The sequence below is a fragment of the Micromonospora olivasterospora genome (assembly GCF_007830265.1).
Taxonomy (GTDB): Bacteria; Actinomycetota; Actinomycetes; order Mycobacteriales; family Micromonosporaceae; genus Micromonospora; species Micromonospora olivasterospora.
On the sequence record NZ_VLKE01000001.1, the window covers coordinates 3,513,543 to 3,536,930 of the forward strand.

The 23,388-nt window shown below is 72.0% G+C and carries 25 protein-coding genes and 1 pseudogene; 19 read left to right on the forward strand and 7 right to left on the reverse strand.

Annotated elements, in window-relative coordinates:
- Positions 1–123: 123 nt before the first annotated feature.
- The 4 genes from pth to cysN all read left to right on the forward strand — a co-directional run bounded on the left by pth (position 124) and on the right by cysN (position 3,945).
- Positions 124–714 (forward strand): aminoacyl-tRNA hydrolase, encoded by a 591-nt coding sequence (pth, locus tag JD77_RS16060; RefSeq protein ID WP_145775121.1) that lies wholly within the window; start codon positions 124–126, stop codon positions 712–714.
- 121 nt (positions 715–835) lie between these two features.
- The gene (locus JD77_RS16065) at positions 836–1,654 is read left to right on the forward strand and encodes an inositol monophosphatase family protein (RefSeq protein ID WP_145777616.1); all 819 of its coding nucleotides are present in this window, start codon (positions 836–838) and stop codon (positions 1,652–1,654) included.
- A gap of 78 nt (positions 1,655–1,732) precedes the next feature.
- Positions 1,733–2,644 carry a sulfate adenylyltransferase subunit CysD gene (cysD, locus tag JD77_RS16070; RefSeq protein ID WP_145775122.1) on the forward strand — a complete coding sequence of 304 codons (912 nt, stop codon included), beginning with the start codon at positions 1,733–1,735 and terminating at the stop codon, positions 2,642–2,644.
- A complete protein-coding gene (gene cysN / locus JD77_RS16075; RefSeq protein ID WP_145775123.1) occupies positions 2,644–3,945 on the forward strand; it encodes a sulfate adenylyltransferase subunit CysN in 1,302 nt (433 codons plus the stop codon). The genes cysD and cysN overlap by 1 nt, the downstream gene beginning before the upstream one ends.
- A 118-nt stretch (positions 3,946–4,063) precedes the next feature.
- Here cysN and galK read toward each other — a convergent pair.
- Positions 4,064–5,215 (reverse strand): annotated as a pseudogene (gene galK, locus JD77_RS16080) (galactokinase); the annotation flags it as partial.
- A gap of 85 nt (positions 5,216–5,300) precedes the next feature.
- On the reverse strand, positions 5,301–6,284 hold the full coding sequence (gene galE, locus JD77_RS16085) for a UDP-glucose 4-epimerase GalE (protein WP_145775124.1): 984 nt from the start codon (positions 6,282–6,284) through the stop codon (positions 5,301–5,303).
- A gap of 173 nt (positions 6,285–6,457) precedes the next feature.
- On the opposite strand from galE, the gene JD77_RS16090 reads away from it, so the two are divergent.
- The 6 genes from JD77_RS16090 to JD77_RS16115 all read left to right on the forward strand — a co-directional run bounded on the left by JD77_RS16090 (position 6,458) and on the right by JD77_RS16115 (position 11,054).
- Positions 6,458–7,483: a hemolysin family protein gene (locus tag JD77_RS16090; protein ID WP_145775125.1), complete on the forward strand. Its 1,026-nt coding sequence runs from the start codon at positions 6,458–6,460 to the stop codon at positions 7,481–7,483.
- Between the two features lie 33 nt (positions 7,484–7,516).
- Positions 7,517–8,542 (forward strand): tryptophan--tRNA ligase, encoded by a 1,026-nt coding sequence (trpS, locus tag JD77_RS16095; protein ID WP_145775126.1) that lies wholly within the window; start codon positions 7,517–7,519, stop codon positions 8,540–8,542.
- 22 nt (positions 8,543–8,564) lie between these two features.
- The gene (locus tag JD77_RS16100) at positions 8,565–9,146 is read left to right on the forward strand and encodes a 2'-5' RNA ligase family protein (protein ID WP_145775127.1); all 582 of its coding nucleotides are present in this window, start codon (positions 8,565–8,567) and stop codon (positions 9,144–9,146) included.
- A 129-nt stretch (positions 9,147–9,275) separates the two neighbouring features.
- A complete protein-coding gene (locus JD77_RS16105) occupies positions 9,276–10,199 on the forward strand; it encodes a YihY/virulence factor BrkB family protein (RefSeq protein WP_145775128.1) in 924 nt (307 codons plus the stop codon).
- A 1-nt stretch (position 10,200) separates the two neighbouring features.
- On the forward strand, positions 10,201–10,581 hold the full coding sequence (locus JD77_RS16110; RefSeq protein WP_145775129.1) for a GntR family transcriptional regulator: 381 nt from the start codon (positions 10,201–10,203) through the stop codon (positions 10,579–10,581).
- 26 nt (positions 10,582–10,607) lie between these two features.
- Positions 10,608–11,054, forward strand: coding sequence for a hypothetical protein (locus JD77_RS16115; RefSeq protein WP_145775130.1), 447 nt, complete (start codon positions 10,608–10,610; stop codon positions 11,052–11,054).
- Positions 11,055–11,243: 189 nt separating this feature from the next.
- Here the strand turns inward: JD77_RS16115 and JD77_RS16120 are convergent, their stop codons facing one another.
- Positions 11,244–11,564, reverse strand: a complete 321-nt coding sequence (locus JD77_RS16120; protein WP_145775131.1) for a DMT family transporter — start codon at positions 11,562–11,564, stop codon at positions 11,244–11,246.
- 240 nt (positions 11,565–11,804) lie between these two features.
- Here JD77_RS16120 and JD77_RS16125 point away from each other — a divergent pair, with 240 nt between their 5' ends.
- From JD77_RS16125 to tnpB, 3 genes are read left to right on the forward strand one after another with little or no spacing between them, the layout of a single operon-like run.
- Positions 11,805–12,131 carry a recombinase family protein gene (locus tag JD77_RS16125; protein WP_145775132.1) on the forward strand — a complete coding sequence of 109 codons (327 nt, stop codon included), beginning with the start codon at positions 11,805–11,807 and terminating at the stop codon, positions 12,129–12,131.
- Complete coding sequence (locus JD77_RS32120; protein WP_170286464.1) at positions 12,121–12,270, forward strand: hypothetical protein; 150 nt, start codon at positions 12,121–12,123, stop codon at positions 12,268–12,270. The genes JD77_RS16125 and JD77_RS32120 overlap by 11 nt, the downstream gene beginning before the upstream one ends.
- Positions 12,267–13,643, forward strand: coding sequence for an IS607 family element RNA-guided endonuclease TnpB (gene tnpB / locus JD77_RS16130; protein ID WP_145775133.1), 1,377 nt, complete (start codon positions 12,267–12,269; stop codon positions 13,641–13,643). Before JD77_RS32120 ends, tnpB begins: the two co-directional genes overlap by 4 nt.
- Before the next feature lie 68 nt (positions 13,644–13,711).
- Here the strand turns inward: tnpB and JD77_RS16135 are convergent, their stop codons facing one another.
- Positions 13,712–15,358: a glycoside hydrolase family 13 protein gene (locus JD77_RS16135; RefSeq protein WP_145775134.1), complete on the reverse strand. Its 1,647-nt coding sequence runs from the start codon at positions 15,356–15,358 to the stop codon at positions 13,712–13,714.
- Positions 15,359–15,507: 149 nt separating this feature from the next.
- A complete protein-coding gene (locus JD77_RS16140; protein WP_145775135.1) occupies positions 15,508–16,581 on the reverse strand; it encodes a LacI family DNA-binding transcriptional regulator in 1,074 nt (357 codons plus the stop codon).
- Positions 16,582–16,781: 200 nt separating this feature from the next.
- Here JD77_RS16140 and JD77_RS16145 point away from each other — a divergent pair, with 200 nt between their 5' ends.
- Genes JD77_RS16145 through JD77_RS16155 form a run of 3 tightly spaced genes read left to right on the forward strand, consistent with a single transcriptional unit; the run spans position 16,782 to position 20,568 of the window.
- Entirely contained in the window at positions 16,782–18,032 is a 1,251-nt protein-coding gene (locus JD77_RS16145; protein WP_145775136.1) for a sugar ABC transporter substrate-binding protein, read from the forward strand.
- On the forward strand, positions 18,032–19,672 hold the full coding sequence (locus tag JD77_RS16150; protein WP_145775137.1) for an ABC transporter permease subunit: 1,641 nt from the start codon (positions 18,032–18,034) through the stop codon (positions 19,670–19,672). The genes JD77_RS16145 and JD77_RS16150 overlap by 1 nt, the downstream gene beginning before the upstream one ends.
- Positions 19,669–20,568 (forward strand): sugar ABC transporter permease, encoded by a 900-nt coding sequence (locus JD77_RS16155; protein ID WP_145775138.1) that lies wholly within the window; start codon positions 19,669–19,671, stop codon positions 20,566–20,568. The genes JD77_RS16150 and JD77_RS16155 overlap by 4 nt, the downstream gene beginning before the upstream one ends.
- A gap of 17 nt (positions 20,569–20,585) precedes the next feature.
- Here the strand turns inward: JD77_RS16155 and JD77_RS16160 are convergent, their stop codons facing one another.
- On the reverse strand, positions 20,586–20,804 hold the full coding sequence (locus JD77_RS16160) for a hypothetical protein (protein WP_145775139.1): 219 nt from the start codon (positions 20,802–20,804) through the stop codon (positions 20,586–20,588).
- Positions 20,805–20,829: 25 nt separating this feature from the next.
- On the opposite strand from JD77_RS16160, the gene JD77_RS16165 reads away from it, so the two are divergent.
- The gene (locus tag JD77_RS16165; protein ID WP_246140696.1) at positions 20,830–21,162 is read left to right on the forward strand and encodes a DUF3459 domain-containing protein; all 333 of its coding nucleotides are present in this window, start codon (positions 20,830–20,832) and stop codon (positions 21,160–21,162) included.
- A gap of 175 nt (positions 21,163–21,337) precedes the next feature.
- Positions 21,338–21,679, forward strand: coding sequence for a hypothetical protein (locus JD77_RS16170; RefSeq protein WP_145775140.1), 342 nt, complete (start codon positions 21,338–21,340; stop codon positions 21,677–21,679).
- A 52-nt stretch (positions 21,680–21,731) separates the two neighbouring features.
- Here the strand turns inward: JD77_RS16170 and JD77_RS16175 are convergent, their stop codons facing one another.
- Positions 21,732–21,926 carry a hypothetical protein gene (locus JD77_RS16175; RefSeq protein WP_145775141.1) on the reverse strand — a complete coding sequence of 65 codons (195 nt, stop codon included), beginning with the start codon at positions 21,924–21,926 and terminating at the stop codon, positions 21,732–21,734.
- Between the two features lie 297 nt (positions 21,927–22,223).
- Between JD77_RS16175 and JD77_RS16180 the strand changes: the two genes are divergently transcribed.
- Entirely contained in the window at positions 22,224–23,294 is a 1,071-nt protein-coding gene (locus JD77_RS16180; RefSeq protein ID WP_211372815.1) for a BMP family lipoprotein, read from the forward strand.
- The last annotated feature ends 94 nt before the right edge of the window (positions 23,295–23,388 follow it).

The window sequence follows — 23,388 nt, forward strand, 5'->3', positions numbered from 1 at the left end:
AGGCGCTCCCGGTGTGCCGGGGGCGCCTGTCGGCGTATCGGGACGGCCGCCAGCAGCCGCAGCTCGGCGCGGGCGAGAACGGCCGCCGGGCGGTGCGGGCGGTGAGAGCGGAAGGGACGTGGCGTGACGGACGAGGCGGGGCCGTGGCTGGTGGTCGGCCTGGGCAACCCCGGTCGGGAGTACGCGGGCAACCGGCACAACGTCGGGTTCATGGTGGCGGACCTGCTGGCGGCCCGGCTGGGCGCGCGGTTCGGCCGGCACAAGCGGGCCGTGGCGGAGGTCGCCGAGGGACGGCTGGGGTTCGGCGGGCCGAAGCTGGTGCTGGTGAGGCCGCTGACGTACATGAACCTGTCGGGGGGCCCGGTGGCGGGGCTGGCGCAGTTCCACAAGGTGCCGCCGGCGCGGGTGATCGCGGTCCACGACGAGTTGGACATCGGCTACGGCGTGCTGCGGGTGAAGTGCGGCGGCGGCGAGGGCGGGCACAACGGCCTGCGGTCGATGTCGAAGTCGCTCGGGACGAAGGAGTACGTCCGGGTGCGGTTCGGCATCGGCCGGCCGCCGGGGCGGCAGGACCCGGCGGACTACGTGCTGTCGGACTTCTCGGCGGCCGAGCGCAAGGAGTTGGAGTTTCTCGTCGACCGGGCGGCGGACGTGGTGGAGTCGGTGGTCACCCGGGGCGTGGAGCCGACGCAGAACCTGTACCACGGGGCCTGACCAGGGCGGCGCGTACCGGGCCGGGTCGCGCGGCGGGTAGTCTGCGCCTTTTCGGCGTTTCGCGACCGACGACGGTGCGGTCGCGGCGAGGCGACGGGAGCGAGTGGTGGGCAGTCCTCCGATGATCGACGGCGCGTTCGCCCGGTGGCTGGCGGCCCGGGCCGGGCAGGCGCTGGTCGGCCTGCGTACGGAGATGGGGTTCGCGGACCCGGGGGCGCTGCGGTCGGCGGGCGACAAGGTGTCGCACGACCTGATCCGGACGGAGCTGGCGAAGTGGCGCCCGGGCGACGCGGTGCTCTCCGAGGAGGACGAGGGGTCCCGGCTGGCGTGGGCGGCGGAGGTGAACGCCGGGACGGTGTCGCGGCTGACCGCGGACCGGGTGTGGATCGTCGACCCGCTGGACGGCACGCGGGAGTTCGCCGAGGAGGGGCGGTCGGACTGGGCGGTGCACGTGGCGCTCTGGGCGCGTAACGCGCCCGCGCCGCACGGCCTGGTGGCGGGCGCGGTGGCGCTGCCGGCGCAGCACCGGGTGCTGGCCACGGACTACCCGCCGGCGTACCCGCCGATGACCCTGGAGTCGGCGACCTCGGGTGCCGGACGGGTCATCCGACTGGCGGTGAGTCGTAGCCGTCCGCCCGTTTTTCTGACCGATCTGGCGGAGGATGTCGGCGCGCATCTCGTTCCGATGGGCTCTGCGGGGGCGAAGATCGCCGCGGTGGTGACCGGCGACGTCGACGCGTACATCCACGCCGGCGGCCAGTACGAGTGGGACTCGGCCGCTCCGGTCGCTGTGGCGACAGCCACCGGCCTGCACGCTTCCCGGATCGACGGATCTGCGCTGAAATACAACGAGGCGGATCCCCGGCTGCCCGATCTGCTGGTGTGCCGCAAGGATCTCGCCAGTCGGTTGCTTGCAGCGCTGCAGCGGCATTCCGGGTAGCCTGAGCGTTCTTCTTCACGTGTCCGACCGGAAAGGTCTGGAATCCATGAGCGGATCCGAGCGAATCGAGCCCGTATCATGACCGCCCCCGCCGCATACCAGGTCTCCCACCTCGACGCACTGGAGGCGGAGAGCATCTTCGTGATGCGCGAGGTGGTCGCGGAGATGGAGCGGCCGGTGCTGCTCTTCTCCGGCGGCAAGGACTCGATCGTGATGCTCCGGCTGGCCCAGAAGGCGTTCGCCCCGGCCAACATCCCCTTCCCGGTCATGCACGTCGACACGGGCCACAACTTCCCCGAGGTGCTGGAATACCGCGACCGGCGGGTGGCCGAGCTGGGCCTGCACCTGATCGTGGCGAGCGTTCCCGAGGCCCTGGCCAGCGGCCTGGTCCGCGAGTCGGGCGACGGGATGCGCAACCGGATCCAGACCCCGGTGCTGCTGGACGCGGTGGAGAAGCACCGCTTCGACGCGCTGTTCGGCGGCGCCCGCCGGGACGAGGAGAAGGCCCGGGCCAAGGAGCGGGTGTTCAGCTTCCGTGACGAGTTCGGCCAGTGGGACCCGAAGAACCAGCGCCCCGAGCTGTGGGCGCTCTACAACGGGCGGCACCACCCGGGCGAGTCGATCCGGGTGTTCCCGCTGTCCAACTGGACGGAGCTGGACGTCTGGCACTACATCGCCCGCGAGCGGATCCCCCTGCCGTCGATCTACTACGCGCACGAGCGCGAGGTCATCGAGCGCGACGGCATGTTGTACGCGGTGAACGAGTTCTTCCGGCCCCGCGCGGGCGAGGAACGGTTCAAGGCGCAGGTGCGCTACCGGACGGTGGGTGACGCCTCCTGCACGGCGGCGGTCCGGTCGGACGCCGACACGGTGGAGAAGGTGATCGAGGAGGTGGCCGCGACGCGGATCACCGAGCGCGGCGCGACCCGCGGCGACGACCGGGTCAGCGAGGCCGCGATGGAGGACCGCAAGCGGGAGGGCTACTTCTGATGAGCGTCGAGACCCTGGCCCCGGGGGCCGATGCGGCGTACCGGCCGATGGACCTGCTGCGGTTCGCCACGGCGGGCAGCGTCGACGACGGCAAGTCGACGTTGATCGGCCGCCTGCTGTACGACACGAAGTCGCTGTTCACCGACCAGCTCGCCGCGGTCGAGGCCGTGTCGGCGGCCCGGGGCGACGAGTACACCAACCTGGCGCTGCTCACCGACGGCCTGCGGGCCGAGCGGGAGCAGGGCATCACCATCGACGTGGCGTACCGCTACTTCGCCACCCCGCGGCGGAAGTTCATCATCGCCGACACCCCGGGGCACATCCAGTACACCCGCAACATGGTCACCGGCGCCTCGACGGCCGACCTGGCGCTGATCCTGGTGGACGCGCGCAAGGGCCTGGTGGAGCAGTCCCGGCGGCACGCGTTCCTCTGCTCGCTGCTGCGGGTGCCGCACCTGGTCCTGTGCGTGAACAAGATGGACCTGGTCGACTGGTCGCAGGAGGTGTTCGAGCGGATCGCCGACGAGTTCACCGCGTTCGCGGCGAAGCTCGACGCGCCCGACCTGACCGTGGTGCCGATCTCCGCGCTCAAGGGCGACAACATCGTGGCCCGGTCGGAGAACATGCCCTGGTACGAGGGGCCGTCGCTGCTGCACCACCTGGAGCGGGTGCACATCGCCTCCGACCGCAACCTGGTCGACGTGCGGTTCCCGGTGCAGTACGTGATCCGGCCGCAGTCGACCACGGTCACCGACTACCGGGGCTACGCCGGCCAGGTGGCCTCGGGGGTGCTCAAGCCCGGCGACGAGGTGATGGTGCTGCCGTCGGGCTTCACCAGCCGGATCGCCGCGGTGGAGACCGCCGACGGGCCGGTCGAGGAGGCGTTCCCGCCGATGTCGGTGACGGTCCGCCTGACCGACGAGATCGACATCTCCCGTGGCGACATGATCTGCCGGCCGAACAACGCCCCGGCCGTCGCGCAGGACATCGAGGCGATGGTCTGCTGGATGGACGAGACCCGGCCGCTGCAGGTCGGCGGCAGGTACGCGATCAAGCACACCACCCGCTCGGCGCGAGCGATCGTCCGGGGCCTGCACTACCGGCTGGACATCAACTCGCTGCACCGGGACGAGGCGGCCGGCGAGCTGAAGCTCAACGAGATCGGTCGGGTGCGGCTGCGTACGACGGTGCCGCTGCTCGCCGACGAGTACCGGCGCAACCGCACCACCGGCGGTTTCGTGATCATCGACGAGGCCACCAACCGCACCGTCGGCGCCGGGATGATCGTCGAGGCGTCCTGAGGTCGGCGCCTTCTCGCGGTGCGAGGGGGCGCAGATTCACGGGAATAGTGGCTGTTCGCGCGCGGATGGCCACTATTCGCGTGAGAGAGGGCGGGTGCGAGGACGCGTGCGCCCGGGGTCAGGCCAGGCGGCGGGCGCCCGGGGCCGGGGTGGCGCGGTGCAGGCCGGGTGCGCGGTAGCCGCGCTCCGCGTAGGCGGCCGTGACGGCGGCGGCCACCGCGTCGGCGCGGTCGGCGTCGACCAGGGCGAGGACGCAGCCGCCGAAGCCGCCACCGGTCATCCGGGCCCCGTAGGCGCCGGCCGCGAGGGCGGCCTCGACCGCGGTGTCGACCTCCGGCACCGTGATCTCGAAGTCGTCCCGCATCGACGCGTGCGAGGCGGTCAGCAGCGGGCCGGTGTCGCGGACGCGGCCGGCGCGCAGCAGTTCGACGGTGTCCAGTACGCGCTGGTCCTCGGTGACGACGTGCCGGACCCGGCGGCGGGTCTCGTCGTCGTCGAGCCGGGCCAGCGCGGCTTCCAGCCCGGCCGCGGGGACGTCCCGGAGCGCGGGCACGCCGAGCAGTCTGGCGGCCCGCTCGCAGGCGGCGCGGCGGGCGGCGTACTCGCCGTCGGCGTGCCGGTGCGGGGCCCGGCTGTCCACCACCAGCACGGCCAGCCCGGCGGCGGCCAGGTCGAACGGGATGTGCTCGATCGCCTCGGTGCGGCAGTCGAGGAACAGCGCGTGCCCGGCCCGGCACCGGATCACCGCCGACTGGTCCATGATCCCGGTGGGCGCGCCGACGTAGGCGTTCTCGGCGCGCTGGGCCAGCCGGGGCCGCCGCTCGGCCGGCAGGTCCAGCCCGCCGAGGTCGGCGAGGGCGGCCAGCACCGCCGCCTCCAGGGCGGCGGAGGAGGAGAGCCCGGAACCGAGCGGCACGTCGGAGGCGATCGCCAGCCGGGCACCGGGCACGTCGTGGCCGGCGTCGCGCAGCGCCCAGACCACCCCGGCGACGTACGCGGCCCAGCCGGTGACCCGGCCGGGCCCGGCGACCTCGTCGGCGCCGAAGGTGACCGTCTCACCGGACAGCTCCGACCAGACCGTCCACCGCGGCCCGTCCTGGCGGCCGGCGGCGACGACGGTGCGCAGCGGCAGCGCGAACGGCAGCACGAAGCCGTCGTTGTAGTCGGTGTGCTCGCCGATCAGGTTGGCCCGGCCGGGTGCGGCCCAGCGGCCCGCCGGTGGCTCGGCGTACCGGTCGGCGAAGCCGGCGGCGGCGCGGTCGGCGACGTCGGCGACCGGGCCGGGGCGCGCGGGATCGGCCGCCGCGCGCGGGCGCGCGGCGGGGCCGCGGGAACGGTGGGGGGCGCGGCGTCGGTCACGGGCGGTCCGGGAGTTGGGCGCGGTAGAAGGCCCAGGCGTCGCCGACCATGTCGTGCAGGGTCGGCTTCTCGGGTACCCAGCCCAGTTCGTCCCGGGCCAGCGCGGAGGAGGCGACCAGTTCGACGGGGTCGCCCTCCCGGCGCGGCGACACCTCCACGGGCACCGGGTGCCCGGTGACCTCGCGGACCACATCGACCACCTGCCGGTTGGTGAATCCCGCCCCGTTGCCGAGGTTGTAGATGCGGTGCCGGCCCGCGACGGCGGCGGTCAGCGCCAGCAGGTGGGCCCGCGCCAGGTCCTCGACGTGGATGTAGTCGCGGACGCAGGTGCCGTCGACCGTGGGGTAGTCGTCGCCGAAGAGCTGGAGCTTCTCCCGGCGGCCGGCGGCGACCTCCAACGCGATCGGGATCAGGTGGGTCTCCGGGGCGTGGCGCTCGCCGATGGCGTGCCCGCCGCGCAGGTACGCCCCGGCCACGTTGAAGTAGCGCAGGGACACGGCGGCCAGGTCGTGCCCGACGGCCTCGGAGGTGAGCGCCATGTCGACGGCGAGCTTGGTGGCCCCGTACGTGTTGGTGGGGGCCTTGACCGCGGTCTCCGGGATGGGCAGCTCGACCGGGTTGCCGTAGACGGCGGCGGTGGAGGAGAAGACCATCCGGGGTACGCCGGCCGCCCGGACCGCGTCGATCAGGGCCAGGGAGCCGACGGTGTTGTTGTGCCAGTACAGCTCCGGCTTCACCATCGACTCGCCGGCGGCGATCAGGGCCGCGAAGTGCAGCACGCCGTCGAAGCCCGAGCCCCGGGTGAGCACCCGGGCCGCCTCGTGGACCGGCGCGTCGACCCAGGTGGCCTCCGGGGCCAGGGCCTCGCGGTGCCCGGTGCGCAGGTCGTCCAGGACGACGACCTCATGCCCGGCGTCGAGCAGCATCCGGGTCACCACGCTGCCGATGTAGCCGGCGCCGCCGGTGACGAGCAGTTTCACGTCCGGTCCCTCCTACCTGGCCGCCTCGCCGCGACCGCTCGTGATCACCCTACGGCCGGCCGCGGCGCCCGTGCCGGTCGTCCTCGCCGCGCGATTCCATCACAAATAACCATGATCCAACAGATCTGAACATGGGCAGTGCTCGTACCCCGGCGATGTCTACCATCACTGTCATGCGGGAAGCGGGCAGTCCCGGGCCCCGGCGGCGACCGCCGGGGCGGGCCCGACGCGAACCGGGTCCACTGGCCCGTACGGTCGCCCGGCTGGTGGTGCGGGCCGCCGACGCCGCGACGCGGCTGGTCACCGATCTGCTCGGGGCGAGCCCCGCCGCCGGCCGGGAGCGGATCAGCGAGGCGGAGCTGCGCGACCTGGTCGCCGCGAACACGGTCATCGACCCGGACGAGCGGCGGATCATCGACGAGGTGCTGGTGGCCGGGGCGAGCCTGGTCCGCGAGGTGATGATGCCCCGCACCGAGGTCGTCTTCCTCTCCGCCGGGCTGACCATCGCCGAGGCGGAACGGCTGGTACGGGCCGAGACCCACACCCGCTACCCGGTGGTCGACGGCACCCACGACGACGTGGTCGGCTTCGTGCACCTGCGCGACGTGCTGCTGCGCCCCGACCTCGACCCGTGCACCACCGTGGGCGAGCTGACCCGGGAGGTCAAGCGGCTGCCCGGCAGCAAGCGGGTGCTGGCCGCGCTGACCGAGATGCGCCGCGAGCGGCACCACCTGGCGGTGGTGGTCGACGAGTACGGCGGCACGGCCGGCATCGTCACCCTGGAGGACCTGATCGAGGAGCTGATCGGGGAGATCCACGACGAGTACGACGCCGCCCCCGAGCCGCCGCTGGCCGGGCTGCCCGCCGTGGTCGACGGCCGGCTCAACCTCGCCGACTTCGCCGAGCGGACCGGGCTGCGGCTGCCCGCCGGCCCGTACGAGACGGTCGGCGGGTACGTGATGGCCGCGCTGGGCCGGCTGCCCGTCCCGGGCGACGAGGTGCCGGTCGCTGTGGGGACGGCCGACGGGAACGGCCCGGGTCCCGAGGACCCGCCCGGCGGGTGGCTGCTGCGGGTGCTGACGCTGGAGGGCCGCCGGGTGGCCCGCCTCGGCGTCTCCGCGGTGCGCCTGCCCGAGCCGCGGCGGGAGGTCGCCGCGCCGGTGGCGGCGGCCGAGGCCCGACCCGCCGGCCCGTCATGACGTACGGCAGGCGGTGCTGACAGAATTGCCGGCATGTCCGACGTACCCGCCCGCCCCCGCGTCCTCTCCGGCATCCAGCCGACGGCCGACTCGTTCCACCTCGGCAACTACCTGGGCGCGGTGCGGCACTGGGTGGCGTTGCAGGACACGCACGACGCGTTCTACTGCGTGGTCGACCTGCACGCCATCACCGCGGGGCACGACCCGAAGGTGCTCCGGCAGCGCTCCCGGGTCGCCGCCGCGCAGCTCCTGGCCGTCGGCATCGACCCGGAGCGCAGCACCCTGTTCGTCCAGTCTCAGGTGCCCGAGCACCCGCAGTTGGCGTGGGTGCTCGGCTGCATCACCGGCTTCGGCGAGGCCAGCCGGATGACCCAGTTCAAGGACAAGTCGCTGAAGCAGGGCAGCGAGCGGGCCAGCGTCGGCCTCTTCACGTACCCGATCCTGCAGGCCGCCGACATCCTGCTCTACCAGGCGAACGCAGTGCCGGTCGGCGAGGACCAGCGCCAACACCTGGAGCTCTCCCGCGACCTGGCCCAGCGGTTCAACACGCTGTTCGGCCCGGTGTTCACCGTCCCGGCGCCGCACATCGTCAAGGACACCGCGAAGATCACCGACCTGCAGGACCCGACGGCGAAGATGTCGAAGTCCTCGTCCTCGCCGGCCGGCATCATCGACCTGCTGGAGGACCCGGCCCGCTCGGCCAAGAAGATCCGTTCGGCGGTCACCGACACCGGTCGGGAGATCGTCTTCGACACCGGGACCAAGCCCGGCATCGCCAACCTGCTCACCATCTACTCCGCCCTGAGCGGCCGGAGCATCGACGACCTGGTGGCCGCGTACGCGGGCAAGGGCTACGGCGACCTGAAGAAGGACCTCGGCGAGGTGGTGCGGGAGTTCGTCGCCCCGATCCAGGAGCGCACCCGCGCGTACCTCGACGACCCGGCGCAGCTCGACAAGCTGCTCGCCGCCGGCGCGGAGAAGGCCCGCGCGGTGGCCGCGCGGACCCTCGGCGAGGTGTACGAACGGATCGGGTTCTTCCCGCCGGTCCGGTCCGAGTAGCGGCCCCGGCGCGGCGGTACGGGTGGACGGGTCGGTGGCCGGAGGGGTGGCGCGGAGCGTGGATCGCAGGGACGGGGCGCCGACGGCCGGCGACACCATCCAGATCGGGATCGCGGTGGACATCCCCGAGCCGTGGGGCGGCATGCTCACCCGGCGCCGGATCGAGGCCGGCGACCCGCAGGTGGTTCCCGCGCACGTGACGCTGCTCGGTCCCACCGAGATCCCGGTGGCCGCGCTGCCCGCCGTCGAACGGCATCTGGCCGCGGTGGCCGCCGCGCACCTGCCGTTCACTCTGCACCTGCGGGGCACCGGCACCTTCCGCCCGGTGACCCAGGTGGTCTTCGTGGCGGTGGCCGCCGGGATCAGCGAGTGCGAGCTGCTGGCCGCCGCGATCAGCGCCGCGCCCGAGCTGCACCGCGAGGCCCGCTTCCCGTACCACCCGCACGTCACCGTCGCGCAGGACGTGGCGCCGGAGGCGCTGGACAGGGCGTACGAGGACCTGGCGGACTTCTCGGCGATGTTCGAGGTGGACGCGTTCACCCTGTTCTCCCACAGCGGCCAGACCCGGTGGCAGCCGCGCCGGGACTTCCTCCTCGGCGCCTGAGCGGCGCCGGGTGGGCCGGGTCGGGCGCGGTGGATCGGGCGGGCGGCGGAAGCGCTTCCCGGCCGGGGCGCTCCGGCAGCCTACGGCGGGCCGCCGGTGCCACGGCGGCGGATCGGCGAGGATGACGGCGTGAACCTGATGGGGCGGATCGAGTCCGGCATCGACCGGCGGGTGAGCTCCTGGCGCCATCGGTCGCGCACCTTCGACCACGTGTGGCGGGCCGGGGCGCTGTACGCCGAGATGCTGGGCGGGCGGCTCGCCGCGGCCATCGCCTACTACGGGTTCTTCGCGGTGTTCGCGCTCGCCCTGGTGGCGTACTCGGCGTTCGGGGCGGTCATCGAGGACAACGACGAGGTCAGCAGGGCGGCGGCCGACTTCCTCCGGGAGAACCTGCCCTTCCTGGATCCCGAGCAGATCGCCCGCAGCAGCAACACGGTCGGGGTGGTGGGCCTGATCATCCTGGCCTTCACCGGGATCGGCTGGGTCGAGGCGATCCGCTCGTCGCAACGGCTGATGTACGGGCTCAACCAGCAGCCGGGCAACTTCGTCGTACGCCGCCTGGTCGACCTGGCCGTCATGATCGGGATCTTCGTGTTGATCGGCGTGTCGGTGGCCGCCGTGGACGCGCTGGAGTCGGTGCTGCGCTTCCTGCTGCGCAGCACCGGCTCGCTCGGGCTGACCACGCTCAGCGCCGTGCTCAGCGTGGTGGTGAACGTCGTGCTGGCCGCCGCGCTGCTGGTGGCGGTGCCCCGGCTGCGGATGAGCCGCCGCCGGCTGCGCCCGGTGGTGTTCACCGTCGCGGTCGGCATCACCCTGCTGAACACGGTCGGGCGGTACTACGTGGTGCGGACGGAGCGCAATCCGGCGTACACGGTGGTGACGACGGCGGTCGGGCTACTGCTGTACCTGTACCTGCTCAACCAACTCGTCCTGTTCGGCGCGGCGCTGGCCGCGACCAGCCCGTACGGTCGGGTGGTGGACCTGGCCCAGAAGCCGAGGCCCGCCGACCTCGACGTCGAGAACGACCCGGGCGCGCCCGGGGGAGCGGGGTGACATGGTGATCTCGGTGGACCCGGCCGGGCCCGTGCCGCCGTACGAGCAGGTGCGCGGGCAGCTCGCCGAGCAGATCGGGGACGGCCGGCTGCCGGTCGGCACCCGGCTGCCGGCGGTCCGGCAGCTCGCCGCCGAGCTGGGGCTGGCGGCGAACACGGTGGCCCGGGCGTACCGGGAGCTGGAGGCCGCCGGGCTGCTGGTGACCCGGGGCCGGCACGGCACGTTCGTCGCGCCCGGCCGGGACGACGCGGTGGACCGGTTGCAGCGGGCGGCGGCGGGCTACGCGGCTGAGGCCGCCCGGCTCGGGGTGGCGCCTGACGCCGCGTTGGCGCTGGTCCGGGCCGCCCTGGGCGCACAATTCGGGCAATTGCCGCTCCCCTGAACGTGAGAACCGACCATGATGAGCCCGTGGGCGCACTAGTGACGTTGGACCTGCCGGACGACTCGCCGATGTTCGGCCTGCCGTGGATCATCACCTTCGGTCCACTCGGCGACGCCGACGAGTGGGAGCCGGTGGTCTGCGGCCCGTACGAGCGGCTGCACGCGCTGGCCCTGGCCGAGGCGGTGGTGGCCGAGGAGCAACTGATGGCGGTGGTCGAGCCGCTGCTGCCGGCGCTGTCGCCCGACGAGATCCGCGGCGAGATCGCCGCCGCCCAGATCGCCGCCGCGGACGAGACCACCCAGGTCGAGCAGGCCGACCTCTACGGCGACTTCGAGGACGTCATCGACGACGAGTTGGAGGCCGCCGCGGCGGAGGCGGACGAGCGGATCGGCCCGGCCGCCGCGCCGAGAGAGGCCGAGCTGCGGGCCGGCTTCCAGCGGATCGCGAAGCTGCTGGCCGAGAAGGGCCGCTGACGCGGCCGCGGCGACACCCGGATCGCGCGGCGCTCGGCGCGGGAAGCTGCTGACGCGAAACCACGGCGGACGCCCGGATCGCGCGGTGCTCGGCGGCGGGGTGCGCCGGAGGCCGACCCGCAACAGGGATCAAGCCTGACCGCCCGGAGCGGGTCGGCCTCCGGCGCACCCCAAACCCGGACCTGCGACTCAGTGCAAACCGCCGAGGTTGAGCACGACCACCCCGGCGATGACAAGCCCGACGCCCACCACCTTGGCCACGCTGAGCGGCTCGCCGAGGAACGCGGCCCCGATCGCGACGATGGCCGCCGTGCCCAGCCCCGACCACATCGCGTACGCCACGCCGACGGGGATGTCCCGCACGGCCAGGGAGAGCAGCCCGAAGGCGGTCAGGTAGGCGACGGCCAGTCCGAGCGTCGGCCACGGCCGGGTGAACCCGTGTGTCGCCTTGAGCAGACTCGTGCCGACCACCTCGGCGGCGATCGCCGCCAGTAGGAACAGATACGCCATGACATCGATTGTCTCCCGCCCGCTGGGTGCCGGCCGCTCCGTTCTCTGTGGACGGGTCCCGGCGCGACTCCAGCGGGCGCGCTGCCGGCACCGCGAAAGCTGTGGCCACCGCAGTCCACCGTGGACGCCGACGCCCCCGGGCGCACAGGGCGCCGGCGCCTCCAGTCCCCACCACAAGGACGAGTTAACTGCTGACGTGTCAGTCAGCTCTAGTACTCATTGATCGGCTAGAGTGGCGGTGTGAACTTGAAGGGGTGGGCAGCGGCTACCGGTATCTCGTACGCGACCGCACGGCGGCGTTACGAGTCCGGCACGCTGCCTGTTCCCACGTACCGGCTTGGCCGCCTGATCATGGTGGGGGAGCCGGTCACCGGCGTTGTCGCCGATGCGGCGCAGGTTGTGGTATGTGCCTGCGTGTCATCGGCAGGCCAGGAAGTTGACTTGGCCCGGCAGGTCGCTCGGGTCGTCACCTGGGCGACCAGTCGGCGGCGGGTGGTGTCGCGGGTGGTGACGGAGGTCGGGTCGGCGTTCGACGGGCCGCAAGGAGTTCCTGGCGTTGCTGCGTGATCCGGCCGTGTCGACGATCGTTGTTGAGCATCGGGGTCGGGTCGCCCGGTTCGGGGTCGAGTACGTCGAAGCGGCTCTCGCGGCTGTGGGGCGGCGTCTGCTGGTGGTCGACCCGGCCGAGATAGACGACCCGGCGTGAAGACGATTCAGTCGTACCGGTTCGCTCTCGACCTCAGTCCTGGCCAGGAGCGGGCTGTTCTCGCCCATGCCGGAGCGGCGCGGGTCGCCCACAACTGGGCGCTCGCCCGAGTCAAGGCAGTCTTGGACCAGCGGGCCGCCGAACGCACCTACGGCGTGCCGGACGAACAGCTCACGCCGTCGGTGTCGTGGTCGCTTCCCGCGCTGCGTAGGGCGTGGAACGCCGCCAAGGCCGAGGTCGCGCCGTGGTGGGCCGAGTGCTCGAAGGAGGCGTTCAACACCGGCCTGGACGCCCTGGCCCGTGCACTGAAGAATTGGTCGGATTCCCGGACCGGCAAGCGGGCCGGTCGGCCGGTCGGATTTCCCCGCTTCAAGTCCCGCCGCCGCACCACCCCGTCGGTGCGGTTCACCACCGGCACGATCCGTGTCGCCCCGGACCGCATGCACGTGGTGCTCCCCCGGCTGGGCCGGTTGAAGCTGCACGAGTCGGCCCGTAAACTCGCCCGCCGCCTCGAAGCGGGCACGGCCCGGATCATGTCCGCGACCGTCCGGCGCGACGGCGAGCGCTGGCACGTCTGCTTCACTGTGGACGTCGAACGCGCCGACCGGGTGCCGGCCGAGCCCATGTCGGTGGTCGGTGTCGACGTCGGCATCGCACACCTCGCCGTGCTGTCCACCGGTGAACTGGTGCCCAACCCGGGTCACCTGGCCGCCGCGCAACGCCGCCTGCGCGCACTCGGCCGCGTCTTGTCGCGTAGGACAGGCCCCGACCGGCGTACCGGCCTGCGGCCGTCGAACCGGTGGCAGCGTGCCGTCGCCCGGCTCGGCCGCGCGCATGCCCGGGTCGCGAACCTGCGCCGAGACGGCCTGCACAAGCTCACCACCCGGCTGGCGGCCGAGTACGGCACGGTCGTGGTCGAAGACCTCAACGTGTCCGGCATGCTCCGCAATCGGCGGTTGGCTCGGCACATCGCCGACGCCGGCTTCGCCGAACTACGGCGGCAACTGGCCTATAAGACCGGTTGGAACGGCGGCCGGCTGATCGTGGCCGACCGCTGGTATCCGTCCTCGAAAACCTGCTCCGGCTGCGGCACGGTGAAAACCAAACTGGCCCTGTCCGAACGCACCTACACCTGCACCACCTGCGGCCTGAGCCTTGACCGGGACCTCAACGCCGCCCATAACCTGGCCGCATTCGCGACCGAGACAACCGCCGGGAGTGGCCCGGTGGCAGGACGTGGAGCCGACCGTAAGACCCGCTCCGGCAGGCAGGTGGCTACGAAGCGTCAACCCGGCACCGCCTCGGCGGGTCAGACCGGGACTGTCCCACCGCAAGGTAGGACTACCGATCACGTGTTCACCAGAGCGCACTGAACGGTAACGGTCGGTGCCCAGTCGCCCGGCGGCGCAAGGCACGCCGAACGACCAGGTCGCCAACCGGCTTACCCGGCTGCGGGCCGTTCGAACCACGCGGCCGCGTCGACCGGCAGGACGTGCCCGGCGCCCTGCTCGGCGAGGCGCGCGCTGGCGGTGAGCGGCCGGCCGTACCCGTCGACCAGGACCGGGGCGTCGCTGAGGTTGACCACACAGGTCAGCACCACGTCCCCGGCGCTGCGGCTGAACGCCAGCACGCCCGGGCCGGTGCCCTCCAGCCAGGTCACGCCGCCCGCGTCGGCCGCGAGCGTGGGGTGCTCGCGGCGGATCCGCAGCGCGATGCGGTAGTGCTCCAGCGTGGAGCCGGGCACGCCGGTCTGGGCGGCGACCGAGAGCGCGGCCCAGGTCGCCGGGGCCGGCAGCCAGCTCAGCTCGCTGCCCTTCGGCCCGAAGCCGTACGGTGCCAGCCCGCCGCTCCACGGGATCGGCACCCGGCAGCCGTCGCGGCTCTCCCCGGTACGCAGGAAGGACGGGTCCTGGCGCAGCTCGTCGGGCAGGTCCAGCACCTCCGGCAGGCCCAGCTCCTCGCCCTGGTAGAGGTACGCGCAGCCGGGCAGGGCCAGCATCAGCAGGGTGGCCGCCCGGGCCCGGCGCAGGCCGACCTCGCCGTCGCCGTACCGGGTGACGTGCCGCTGCTTGTCGTGGTTGGACAGCACCCAGGTGGTGGGCGCACCCACGATGGTGGCCTCCGACAGGGCGGTGTCGATGACCTTGCGGAAGGAGTCGGCCGACCAGGTGGCGTCGAGGAAGTCGAAGCTGAACGCCTGGTGCAGCTCGTCGGGGCCGATGTAGCGGGCCAGCCGCTGCGGCGTCTCGGCCCACGCCTCGGCGACGGCCATCCGGCCGCCGGGGTAGCTGTCCAGGATCGGCCGCCACGCCCGGTAGATCTCGTGGACCTCGTCCTGGTCGAAGTACGGCAGGCGGCCCTTGCCCAGCAGTTCCACCTGACGCTGGCCGGTGGTCATGCTGCTGAAGCCGACGTCCGGCAGCCCCTCGGCCTTGATCATGCCGTGGGCCACGTCGACGCGGAACCCGTCGACGCCCCGGTCGAGCCAGAAGCGCAGCACGTCCTCGAACTCGGCGCGTACCTCGGGGTGGCGCCAGTTCAGGTCCGGCTGGGCGGGGTCGAACAGGTGCAGGTACCACTGGCCGTCTGCCACCCGCGTCCAGGCCGGGCCGCCGAAGATGCTCTCCCAGTCGTTCGGCGGCAGCTCGCCCTGCTCCCCCCTGCCGTCCGCGAACAGGTAGCGCTCGCGCTCCGCGGAGCCGGGGCCGGCCGCGAGCGCGGCGGCGAACCAGGGGTGCCGGTCGGAGGTGTGGTTGGGCACGATGTCGACGATGATCCGCAGGCCGAGGGCGTGCGCGTCGGTGATCATGGCGTCGAAGTCCGCGAGCGTGCCGAACATCGGGTCGATGTCGCGGTAGTCGGCCACGTCGTAGCCGCCGTCCACCATCGGCGAGGTGTAGAAGGGCGTCAGCCAGAGCGCGTCGACCCCGAGGTCGCGCAGGTACGGCAGGCGCTCGCGGATACCCGGCAGGTCACCGACGCCGTCGCCGTTGGAGTCGGCGAAGCTGCGGACGTAGACCTGGTAGACGACCGCGGAACGCCACCAGTCGTCGTCGGAGGTCAGCGGCGTGGGATTGCTGGCGGTCATCGGTGACGGTCCCCGTTCTGTGGCGCGGGCGGCGTGCTCCCGCGCGGGCACGGCGCTGTGTCACACGCGGGGTCAGAGCAGGATGCCGCCCGGCCGCTGCAAGAGTCAAGCAGTCCTTGCGCAAGAAACGATGCCGGAAGCGCCGGGCCTCAGGCGGGGATCGCGAGCGCAGGCGGCGACGGGTGCTGGCCGTCGGGCTCGCCCCCGGCCGGCCGGGCCACGGCGGTGGAGCCGCGCACCACCAGCTCGGGCCGGAACAGGTACTCCGAGTGCGGCGCCGCGTGCCCGTTGATCTCGTCGACCAGGGCCCGGACCGCGGCCACCGCCATGGCGATGACCGGCTGGCGCATCGTGGTCAGCGGCGGGTCGGTGAAGGCCATCAGCGGCGAGTCGTCGTACCCGACCACCGACAGGTCACCCGGCACCGACAGGCCGCGCTGCCGGGCGGCCCGGATCGCGCCGAGCGCCATCAGGTCCGAGCCGCAGACGATGCCGGTCACGCCGCGCTCCAGCAGTCGTGCCGCGGCCGCCTCGCCACCCTCCACGCCGAACAGTGACAGCTCGGCCAGCTCGGCCAGCTCGGACTCGGGCAGGCCGGCGAGCCGGCCCATCGCGGCCCGCCAGCCGGCGACCCGCCGCTGCACCGGCACGAACCGGTCCGGGCCGGTGATCAGGCCGATCCGGCGGTGCCCGAGGGCGACCAGGTGGGCGACGGCCAGCTCGGCGGCCTCCCGGTCGTCGCAGGAGACGAACGGCGCGGCGATGCTCGGCACATGTCCGTTGATCATGACGATCGGCAGCGGCCGGGCGATCAGCGCGCGGTAGCGGTCGTGGTTGGCCGCGGTGTCGGCGTGCAGGCCGGAGACGAAGACGATGCCGGAGACCTGGCGGTCCAGCAGCATCTCGACGTACTCGTCCTCGGTGACCCCGCCCGGAGTCTGGGTGCACAGCACGGGGGTGAACCCGCTCTGCGCCAGGGTCGACTCGATGACCTGGGCGAAGGCGGGGAAGATGGGGTTGTCCAGCTCCGGCACGACCAGGCCGACCAGGCCCGCGCTGCGCTTGCGCAGCCGCGCCGGGCGCTCGTACCCAAGAACATCGAGGGCGGTCAGTACGGCCTGCCGGGTCTCGGGGGCCACGCCAGGGCGGTCGTTGAGCACCCGCGACACCGTGGCCTCGCTGACTTCGGCCTGTTGGGCGATGTCGGACAGTCGAGCGCGCATGGCGGCACTTTAACTTACGGGCAAGATCTTGCGTACACGCCTGCAAGCCCTTCCATTCACTGCAACCTCTTGCTAACGTCCCCGCAACGTGCATGGGGAAGGCGCAGCGACCGGGCGCCAGCAGCAACAACCTTACGAGCTTTCCACTGGCGGGCCCGCCCCTCCCCCGGGCGGGATCCGCCATGACGACAGGAGTACCGATGCGCATCCGTACCGCGGGTGTGGTCGCCGTCCTCGGCCTGGCGCTGGCCGCCTCCGGCTGCGGTGGCGGCGACGAGAAGGAGCCGGCCGCGCAGGAGTCCCCCAAGGCCGCCGGCGGCAAGCTGGTGATCTGGGCCGACGACAAGCGGACCGCCGCCCTGAAGCCGTTCGCCGAGAAGTTCGGCCAGGACAACGGCGTGACCGTCGAGGTACAGGCCGTCTCCAAGGACCTGCAGACCAACTTCGTCACCGCCTCCCAGCAGGGCAGCGGCCCGGACGTCGTGGTCGGCGCGCACGACTGGATCGGCAACCTGGTCCAGAACGGCGCCATCGACCCGGTGCAGCTCGCGGCCGACCAGAAGAGCGCCTTCAGCGAGGTCGCCGTCAAGGCGGTCACCTTCAACGGGCAGCTCTACGGCGTCCCGTACGCCACCGAGAACATCGCCCTGATTCGCAACACCGAGCTGGCCCCCGAGGCGCCGAAGACGATCGAGGACCTGGTCGCGGCCGGCAAGAAGCTCAAGGCCGAGAAGAAGGCCAGCGAGATCCTCTGCCTGCAGTCCGGCCAGAACGGCGACGCGTACCACATCTACCCGCTGTACACCTCCGGCGGCGGCTACCTCTTCGGCACCGCGGCCAACGGCGACTACGACCCGAAGGACCTGGGCGTGGGCAAGCCGGAGTCGATCGCGGCCTTCCAGAAGATCGCGAAGCTCGGTGAGAAGGGCGACGGCGCGCTGAAGCGCTCCATCACCGGCGAGAACTCCATCGCCACCTTCACCGGCAAGAAGTGCGCGTTCCTGGTCTCCGGCCCGTGGGCCATCGCCGACGCCAAGAAGGCCAACATCAAGTACGACATCTCCCCGGTCCCCGGCTTCGCCGGTGGCAAGGAGGCCCAGCCGTTCGTGGGCGTCCAGGCGTTCTACGTCGCCGCCAAGGGCAAGAACAAGGCCCTGGCCCAGGAGTTCGTCACCAACTACGTGACCAAGCCGGACCTGGCCGTCGCGCTGTACAACGCCGAGCCGCGCCCGCCGGCGCTGACCGCGGCCTTCGACCAGGTCAAGGGCACCGACCCGGACCTGGCCAAGTTCCAGGAGGCCGGCAAGAACGGCCAGGTGCTTCCGGCGATCCCGGCCATGGCCGCGATCTGGGACCCGTTCGGCAAGGCGGAGGCGGCCATCATCGGTGGCGCCGACCCGGCCAAGACGATCACCGCCGCCGGCACGACCATCGCCGGTCAGATCAAGTAATGAGCACATCGCTGTCCGGCCCGGGGCCCGCCACGCGGACCCCGGGCCGGGAGCCCGTCGGCTCCGGGCTCCCGCGCGCGTCCCAGGGGGCGCGGAACCTCGCGCCGATCACCGCGGCCGGCCTCCTCGTCAAGGTGGTCCTGCTCGGTCTGGTGGCCGGGATCGCGGTCTGGGCGGCGTTCCCGCTCGTCGAGGCCGAGCAGTGGACCGGCCTGGCGATCCTGGCGGTCACCACCGCCGGCCTCTTCTACCTCTACCTCACCCGCCGGCACGTCCCCGCCAAGTACCTGGTTCCCGGCACGCTCTTCCTGATCGCCTTCCAGGTCTTCCCCGTGCTCTACACCGCGAGCACCGCCTTCACGAACTTCGGTGACGGTCACCGGGGCAGCAAGGACGACGCGATCGTCGCGATCCAGAGTTCCTCGGTGAAGCAGGTCCCCGGCTCCACCGAGTACTCCCTCTCCATCGCCACCAAGGGCGACCCGGCCACCGGCCCGTTGGTCTTCCTGTTGAGCGACCCGAAGACCAACCAGGTCTCCGCCGGTGACGCGGACGGGCTGCGCTCCCTCGACGCGGGCGACGTCACGGTCGCCCCGGGCGGCAAGGTCACCGCCGCCGACGGGTACACCGTGCTCAACTTCGGCCAGGCCAGCGTACGGAGCAAGGAGATCACCGACCTGGTCGTGCCGACCTCCGGCGGCGCGATCCGGTCCAACGGCCTGTCGCGCGCCTACGAGGGCAAGGCCGTCCGGGCGTACGACGCGGGCTGCGACTGCGTCACGGACAGCGAGACCGGCAAGACCTGGACCGCCGACGGGGCCACCGGTTCCTTCGTCGCCGCCGACGGCGAGCGCCTCGCCCAGGGCTGGCGGGTCAACGTCGGCCTGAAGAACTTCAGTCGGGTGCTGACCGACCCGAACATCGCCGGGCCCTTCTTCGGCACGCTGCTCTGGAACTTCGCCTTCGCGCTCGGCTCCACCGGGCTCACCTTCGTGCTCGGCATGGCCATCGCGCTCGCCCTGCACTCGCCCCGGATGCGGGGCACCAACCTCTACCGGGTGCTGCTGATCCTGCCGTACGCGATGCCGTCGTTCGCGATGCTGCTGGTCTGGCGGGACATGTTCAACACCGACTTCGGCCTGGTCAACAACCTCTTCGGCCTGGGCGTCGACTGGTTCGGTGAGACCTGGTCCGCCCGGGCCGCGGTGCTGCTGGTGCAGCTGTGGCTCGGCTACCCGTACATGTTCCTGGTCACCACCGGCGCGCTCCAGGCAATACCGCGCGAGCTGACCGAGTCCACCTCCGTCGACGGCGCCTCGCCGTGGCAGTCGTTCCGCGCGGTCACCCTGCCGCTGCTGCTGGTCGCGCTCTCGCCACTGCTGATCGCGTCGTTCGCGTACAACTTCAACAACATCAACGCGATCTGGCTGACCACCGCGGGCGGGCCGTTCCCGGCGGACAATCCGCGCAACGGCGCGACCGACCTGCTCATCACCTACACCTACCGGCTGGCCTTCGGCGCCCAGGGTGCGGAGTACGGCACGGCCGCCGCGGTCTCGATCTTCATCTTCGCGATCGTGGCGACGGTGTCGGCGATCAGCTTCCGGCGGACCCGCAAGCAGGAGGAGGTGTACTCGTGACCACCCACGCGGACGCCCCCGCCGGCAACCGGAACGCGGGGAGGGCATCGAAGGGTCGCTGGTTCGCGCAGGTCGGCTGGCGGCACGTCGTCGGGGTGCTGGCGGTGGCGTTCAGCCTCTTCCCGATCCTGTTCGTGCTCTCGGCGGCGCTCAACCCGCTCGGCACCCTCTCCTCGACCGAGCTACTGCCGACCGGGGCGTCGGTCGAGAACTTCACCAACCTCTTCGACAAGACGGCGTTCGGTTACTGGTTCCTCAACTCGCTCCTGATCGCCGGGGCCTCGTCCTTCGTGTCGATCCTCCTGTCGGCGCTCGCGGCGTACGCGTTCTCCCGGATGCGGTTCGCCGGCCGTCGGATCGGTCTGCTCGCGCTGCTGCTGATCCAGATGTTCCCGCAGTTCCTGGCCATCGTGGCGATCTTCCTGATCTTCACCACGGTCACCGACCTGTGGCCGAGCCTCGGTTTCAACACCCCGTGGGGCCTGTTCCTGCTCTACATGGGTGGCGCGCTCGGCGTGAACACCTGGCTGATGAAGGGCTTCTTCGACACCCTGCCGCGAGAGCTGGACGAGTCGGCGACGGTGGACGGCGCCAGCCACGCCCAGGTCTTCTTCCGGATCATGCTGCCGCTGGTGGCGCCGATCCTGGCGGTGACCGCGCTGCTGTCGTTCATCGGCACGATCAACGAGTTCATGATCGCCAACGTGTTCCTCACCGACACCGAGTCGAAGACCCTCGCGGTCGGCATGTGGGGCCTGGTGGCGGGTGAGCGCAACAACAACTTCGGGATGTTCGCGGCGGGCACCCTGCTCACCGCGATCCCCACGGTGGTGGTGTTCCAACTGCTCCAGCGCTACATCGTCTCCGGCCTCACCGCCGGTGCGGTCAAGGGCTGAGGATGACGACCCCGCTGCTACCGCACCACGACGGCTCCGCCACGTACGTCCCCGACCAGGAGCCCGCGCTCGGGGCGACCGTGCCGGTCTTCGTCCGGGTGCCCGCCGGCGCCGACGTGCGGCAGGTACACGTCCGGACCACCGGCGACGGCGAGCCGCGCTTCGCCGAGGCCGTCGTGGACCGCCGCGCCGGCGGGGACGTCTGGTGGCGTGCCGACGTCGAGGTCCGTGGGCACGAACGGGGAGGGGTCGCGTACCCCGATGCCGTGGCACCGGCCGGAGAGCTGGGACCACGGCACGCTCGCCACGTACCGGGCGCTGGTCGCGCTGCGCCGCGGCGAGCCGGCGCTGCGCCGCGGCGGCCTGCGCTGGGTGCACGCGGATCCGCAGACCCTGGTCTTCCTCCGCGATACGCCGGACGGCGGGGTGCTGGTGCTGGCCCGGCGGGCCGCGGCGGCCCCGCTCCGGGTGGCCGGCCTGCCGGCCGCGGAGAACGCGTACGGCGGCGCGCCCGCGCTGCGCCCGGACGCCGACGGCGCGGTCACGCTGCCCGGTGACGGCCCGACCTTCCCGGTGTGGCGGCTGAACGGCTGACCGATTTTCCCCGTTACCGGCGGTTGTGCTCGCCGGTGCGCCGCGCTCGGGCTCGCCCTGGCGGCGCTGACCCGCCGGCGGCCGCTCGCCCTGTCGGCGGCGGAGCCGGCCGCTTCCTGAAAACCCTGCGGGCCCCACTACTACAATCCGTCGTTGATAGGGGAGGATGGCCCGCGTGGAAACTCTTCGGCTGGTACTTCTCTACGTGCATCTGATCGGGTTCGCGCTGCTGCTGGGCGGCGCGGTCGCCCAGTACGTCAGCGGTCGGCTGCGGATCAACGCGGCCATGCTCTGGGGATCGGTCATCGCACTGCTGGCCGGCATCGGGCTGGCCGCCCCGCTGCGCGACGGCGACGAGCCGGCCCCCGCGAAGCTCGGCACCAAGCTGGTGATCGCGCTGCTGATCTTCGTGATGGTCTTCTTCTCCCGCAAGCGGGAGTCGGTCAATCGGGGGCACTTCCTCGCCATCATCGGGCTGACCCTGGCCAACGCGGCGGTGGCGGTCTTCTGGCGGTGACGGACAAGGAATCTCCCCGGCCGACGCCGTCGGCCGGGGAGATCCGGTCAGCTCAGTCCCTCTTCTCCACGTACGCGTCGACCAGCCAGTACAGGTCGGAGTCGCAGTAGGCGTACGACCACCTGTTGGTCCCGGCGGGCAGCCGCGGCCCCCACTTCCAGACGCCCCACCCGTAGGTGGAGTCCGAGCAGTACGCCGCGGTGCGGAAGGAGTGGGGCGGGGCGGGGCGGGCGCCGGAACCGCGCACGGGGCGGGACACCCGACGACGTGCCCGATCGATCGAAAACCAGCCAACCCGCCCCCGACCGTCTTCCACCAGGGCGAATGCGCCGGGACTCCAAGTGATTTCCCCCACCGAAGGATTACGCCGGGATAACAGGCACCCAACAGTCGTGCACGATTGTCGGCCGGTGGGTGGGCACGGGCGTACGCTCCCGTCCGTAACGTGGGATGCCGGCAGCGCAGGCTGATCGGTTCAAGGGCTGCCACCGCAACCAGACGCGGTGTGCAATGGGAAGGAGTCGTCTTGCGCTCTGTGCGTGGGATGCGGTTCGCCTCCGCCGTCGTGGCGGGTGGCCTCGTGCTGGGCGCCGCCGCCTGTGGTGAGGCCCCGAAGGACGACAACACGGCCGCCGGGACCGGCGGTAAGAAGTACAGCGCCTGCATGGTGACCGACGTCGGCGGCATCGACGACAAGTCGTTCAACACCTCGGCCTGGAAGGGCCTCGAGGAGGCCCAGAAGGCCAACGGCAACATCGACATCAAGTACGTCGCGTCGAAGGCCGAGGCGGACTACGAGGTCAACCTGACCGGGTACGTCAACCAGAAGTGCGACTTCATCCTGGCCGTCGGCGGCCTGATGGAGAAGGCCACGAAGAAGATCGCCGAGGCGAATCCGAACCAGCAGTTCGGCATCGTCGACGCGAACCCGGGCGTCGCGAACATCTTCCCGATGCAGTTCGACACCGCCCAGGCCGCCTTCCAGGCCGGTTACCTGGCCGCCGGGATGAGCAAGACCGGCAAGGTCGGCACCTACGGCGGCCTGCCGATCCCGCCGGTGACCATCTTCATGGACGGCTTCGCCGACGGCGTGGCGTACTACAACAAGGCCAAGGGCAAGAGCGTCCAGGTGCTGGGCTGGGACAAGGCGACCCAGAAGGGTTCCTTCACCAACGACTTCGCCAAGCAGGACGAGGGCAAGAAGGTCTCCGACACCCTGGTCGCCCAGGGCGCGGACATCATCATGCCGGTCGCCGGCGGCTCCGGCCTCGGCACCACCGCCGCGGCCCAGGCCTCCGGCGGCAAGTACTCGGTCATCTGGGTGGACGTCGACGGCTGCGACAGCACCCCGAACTGCTCGACGCTGCTGACCACCGTGGTCAAGAACATCCCGGACGCCGTCAAGGAGGCCGTGCTCAAGGCCGCCGGCGGCGAGAAGCTCCAGGCCACCCCGGGCTTCGTCGGCACCCTCGCCAACAACGGCGTCTCGATCGCGCCGTACCACGAGTTCGACAGCAAGGTCCCGGCCGACCTGAAGGCCGAGGTCGAGAAGATCAAGGCGGACATCGCCGCCGGCACCATCACGGTCACCTCGAAGGCCCAGCCGGCCAAGTGACCGCTCCGCCGGCCGCCGTGGCGCGACCATCGGCGGCGGAGGCCGGCGGACCCCAGGCATGACGACCGGCCGCCTCGACGTACGCGGGACCTCC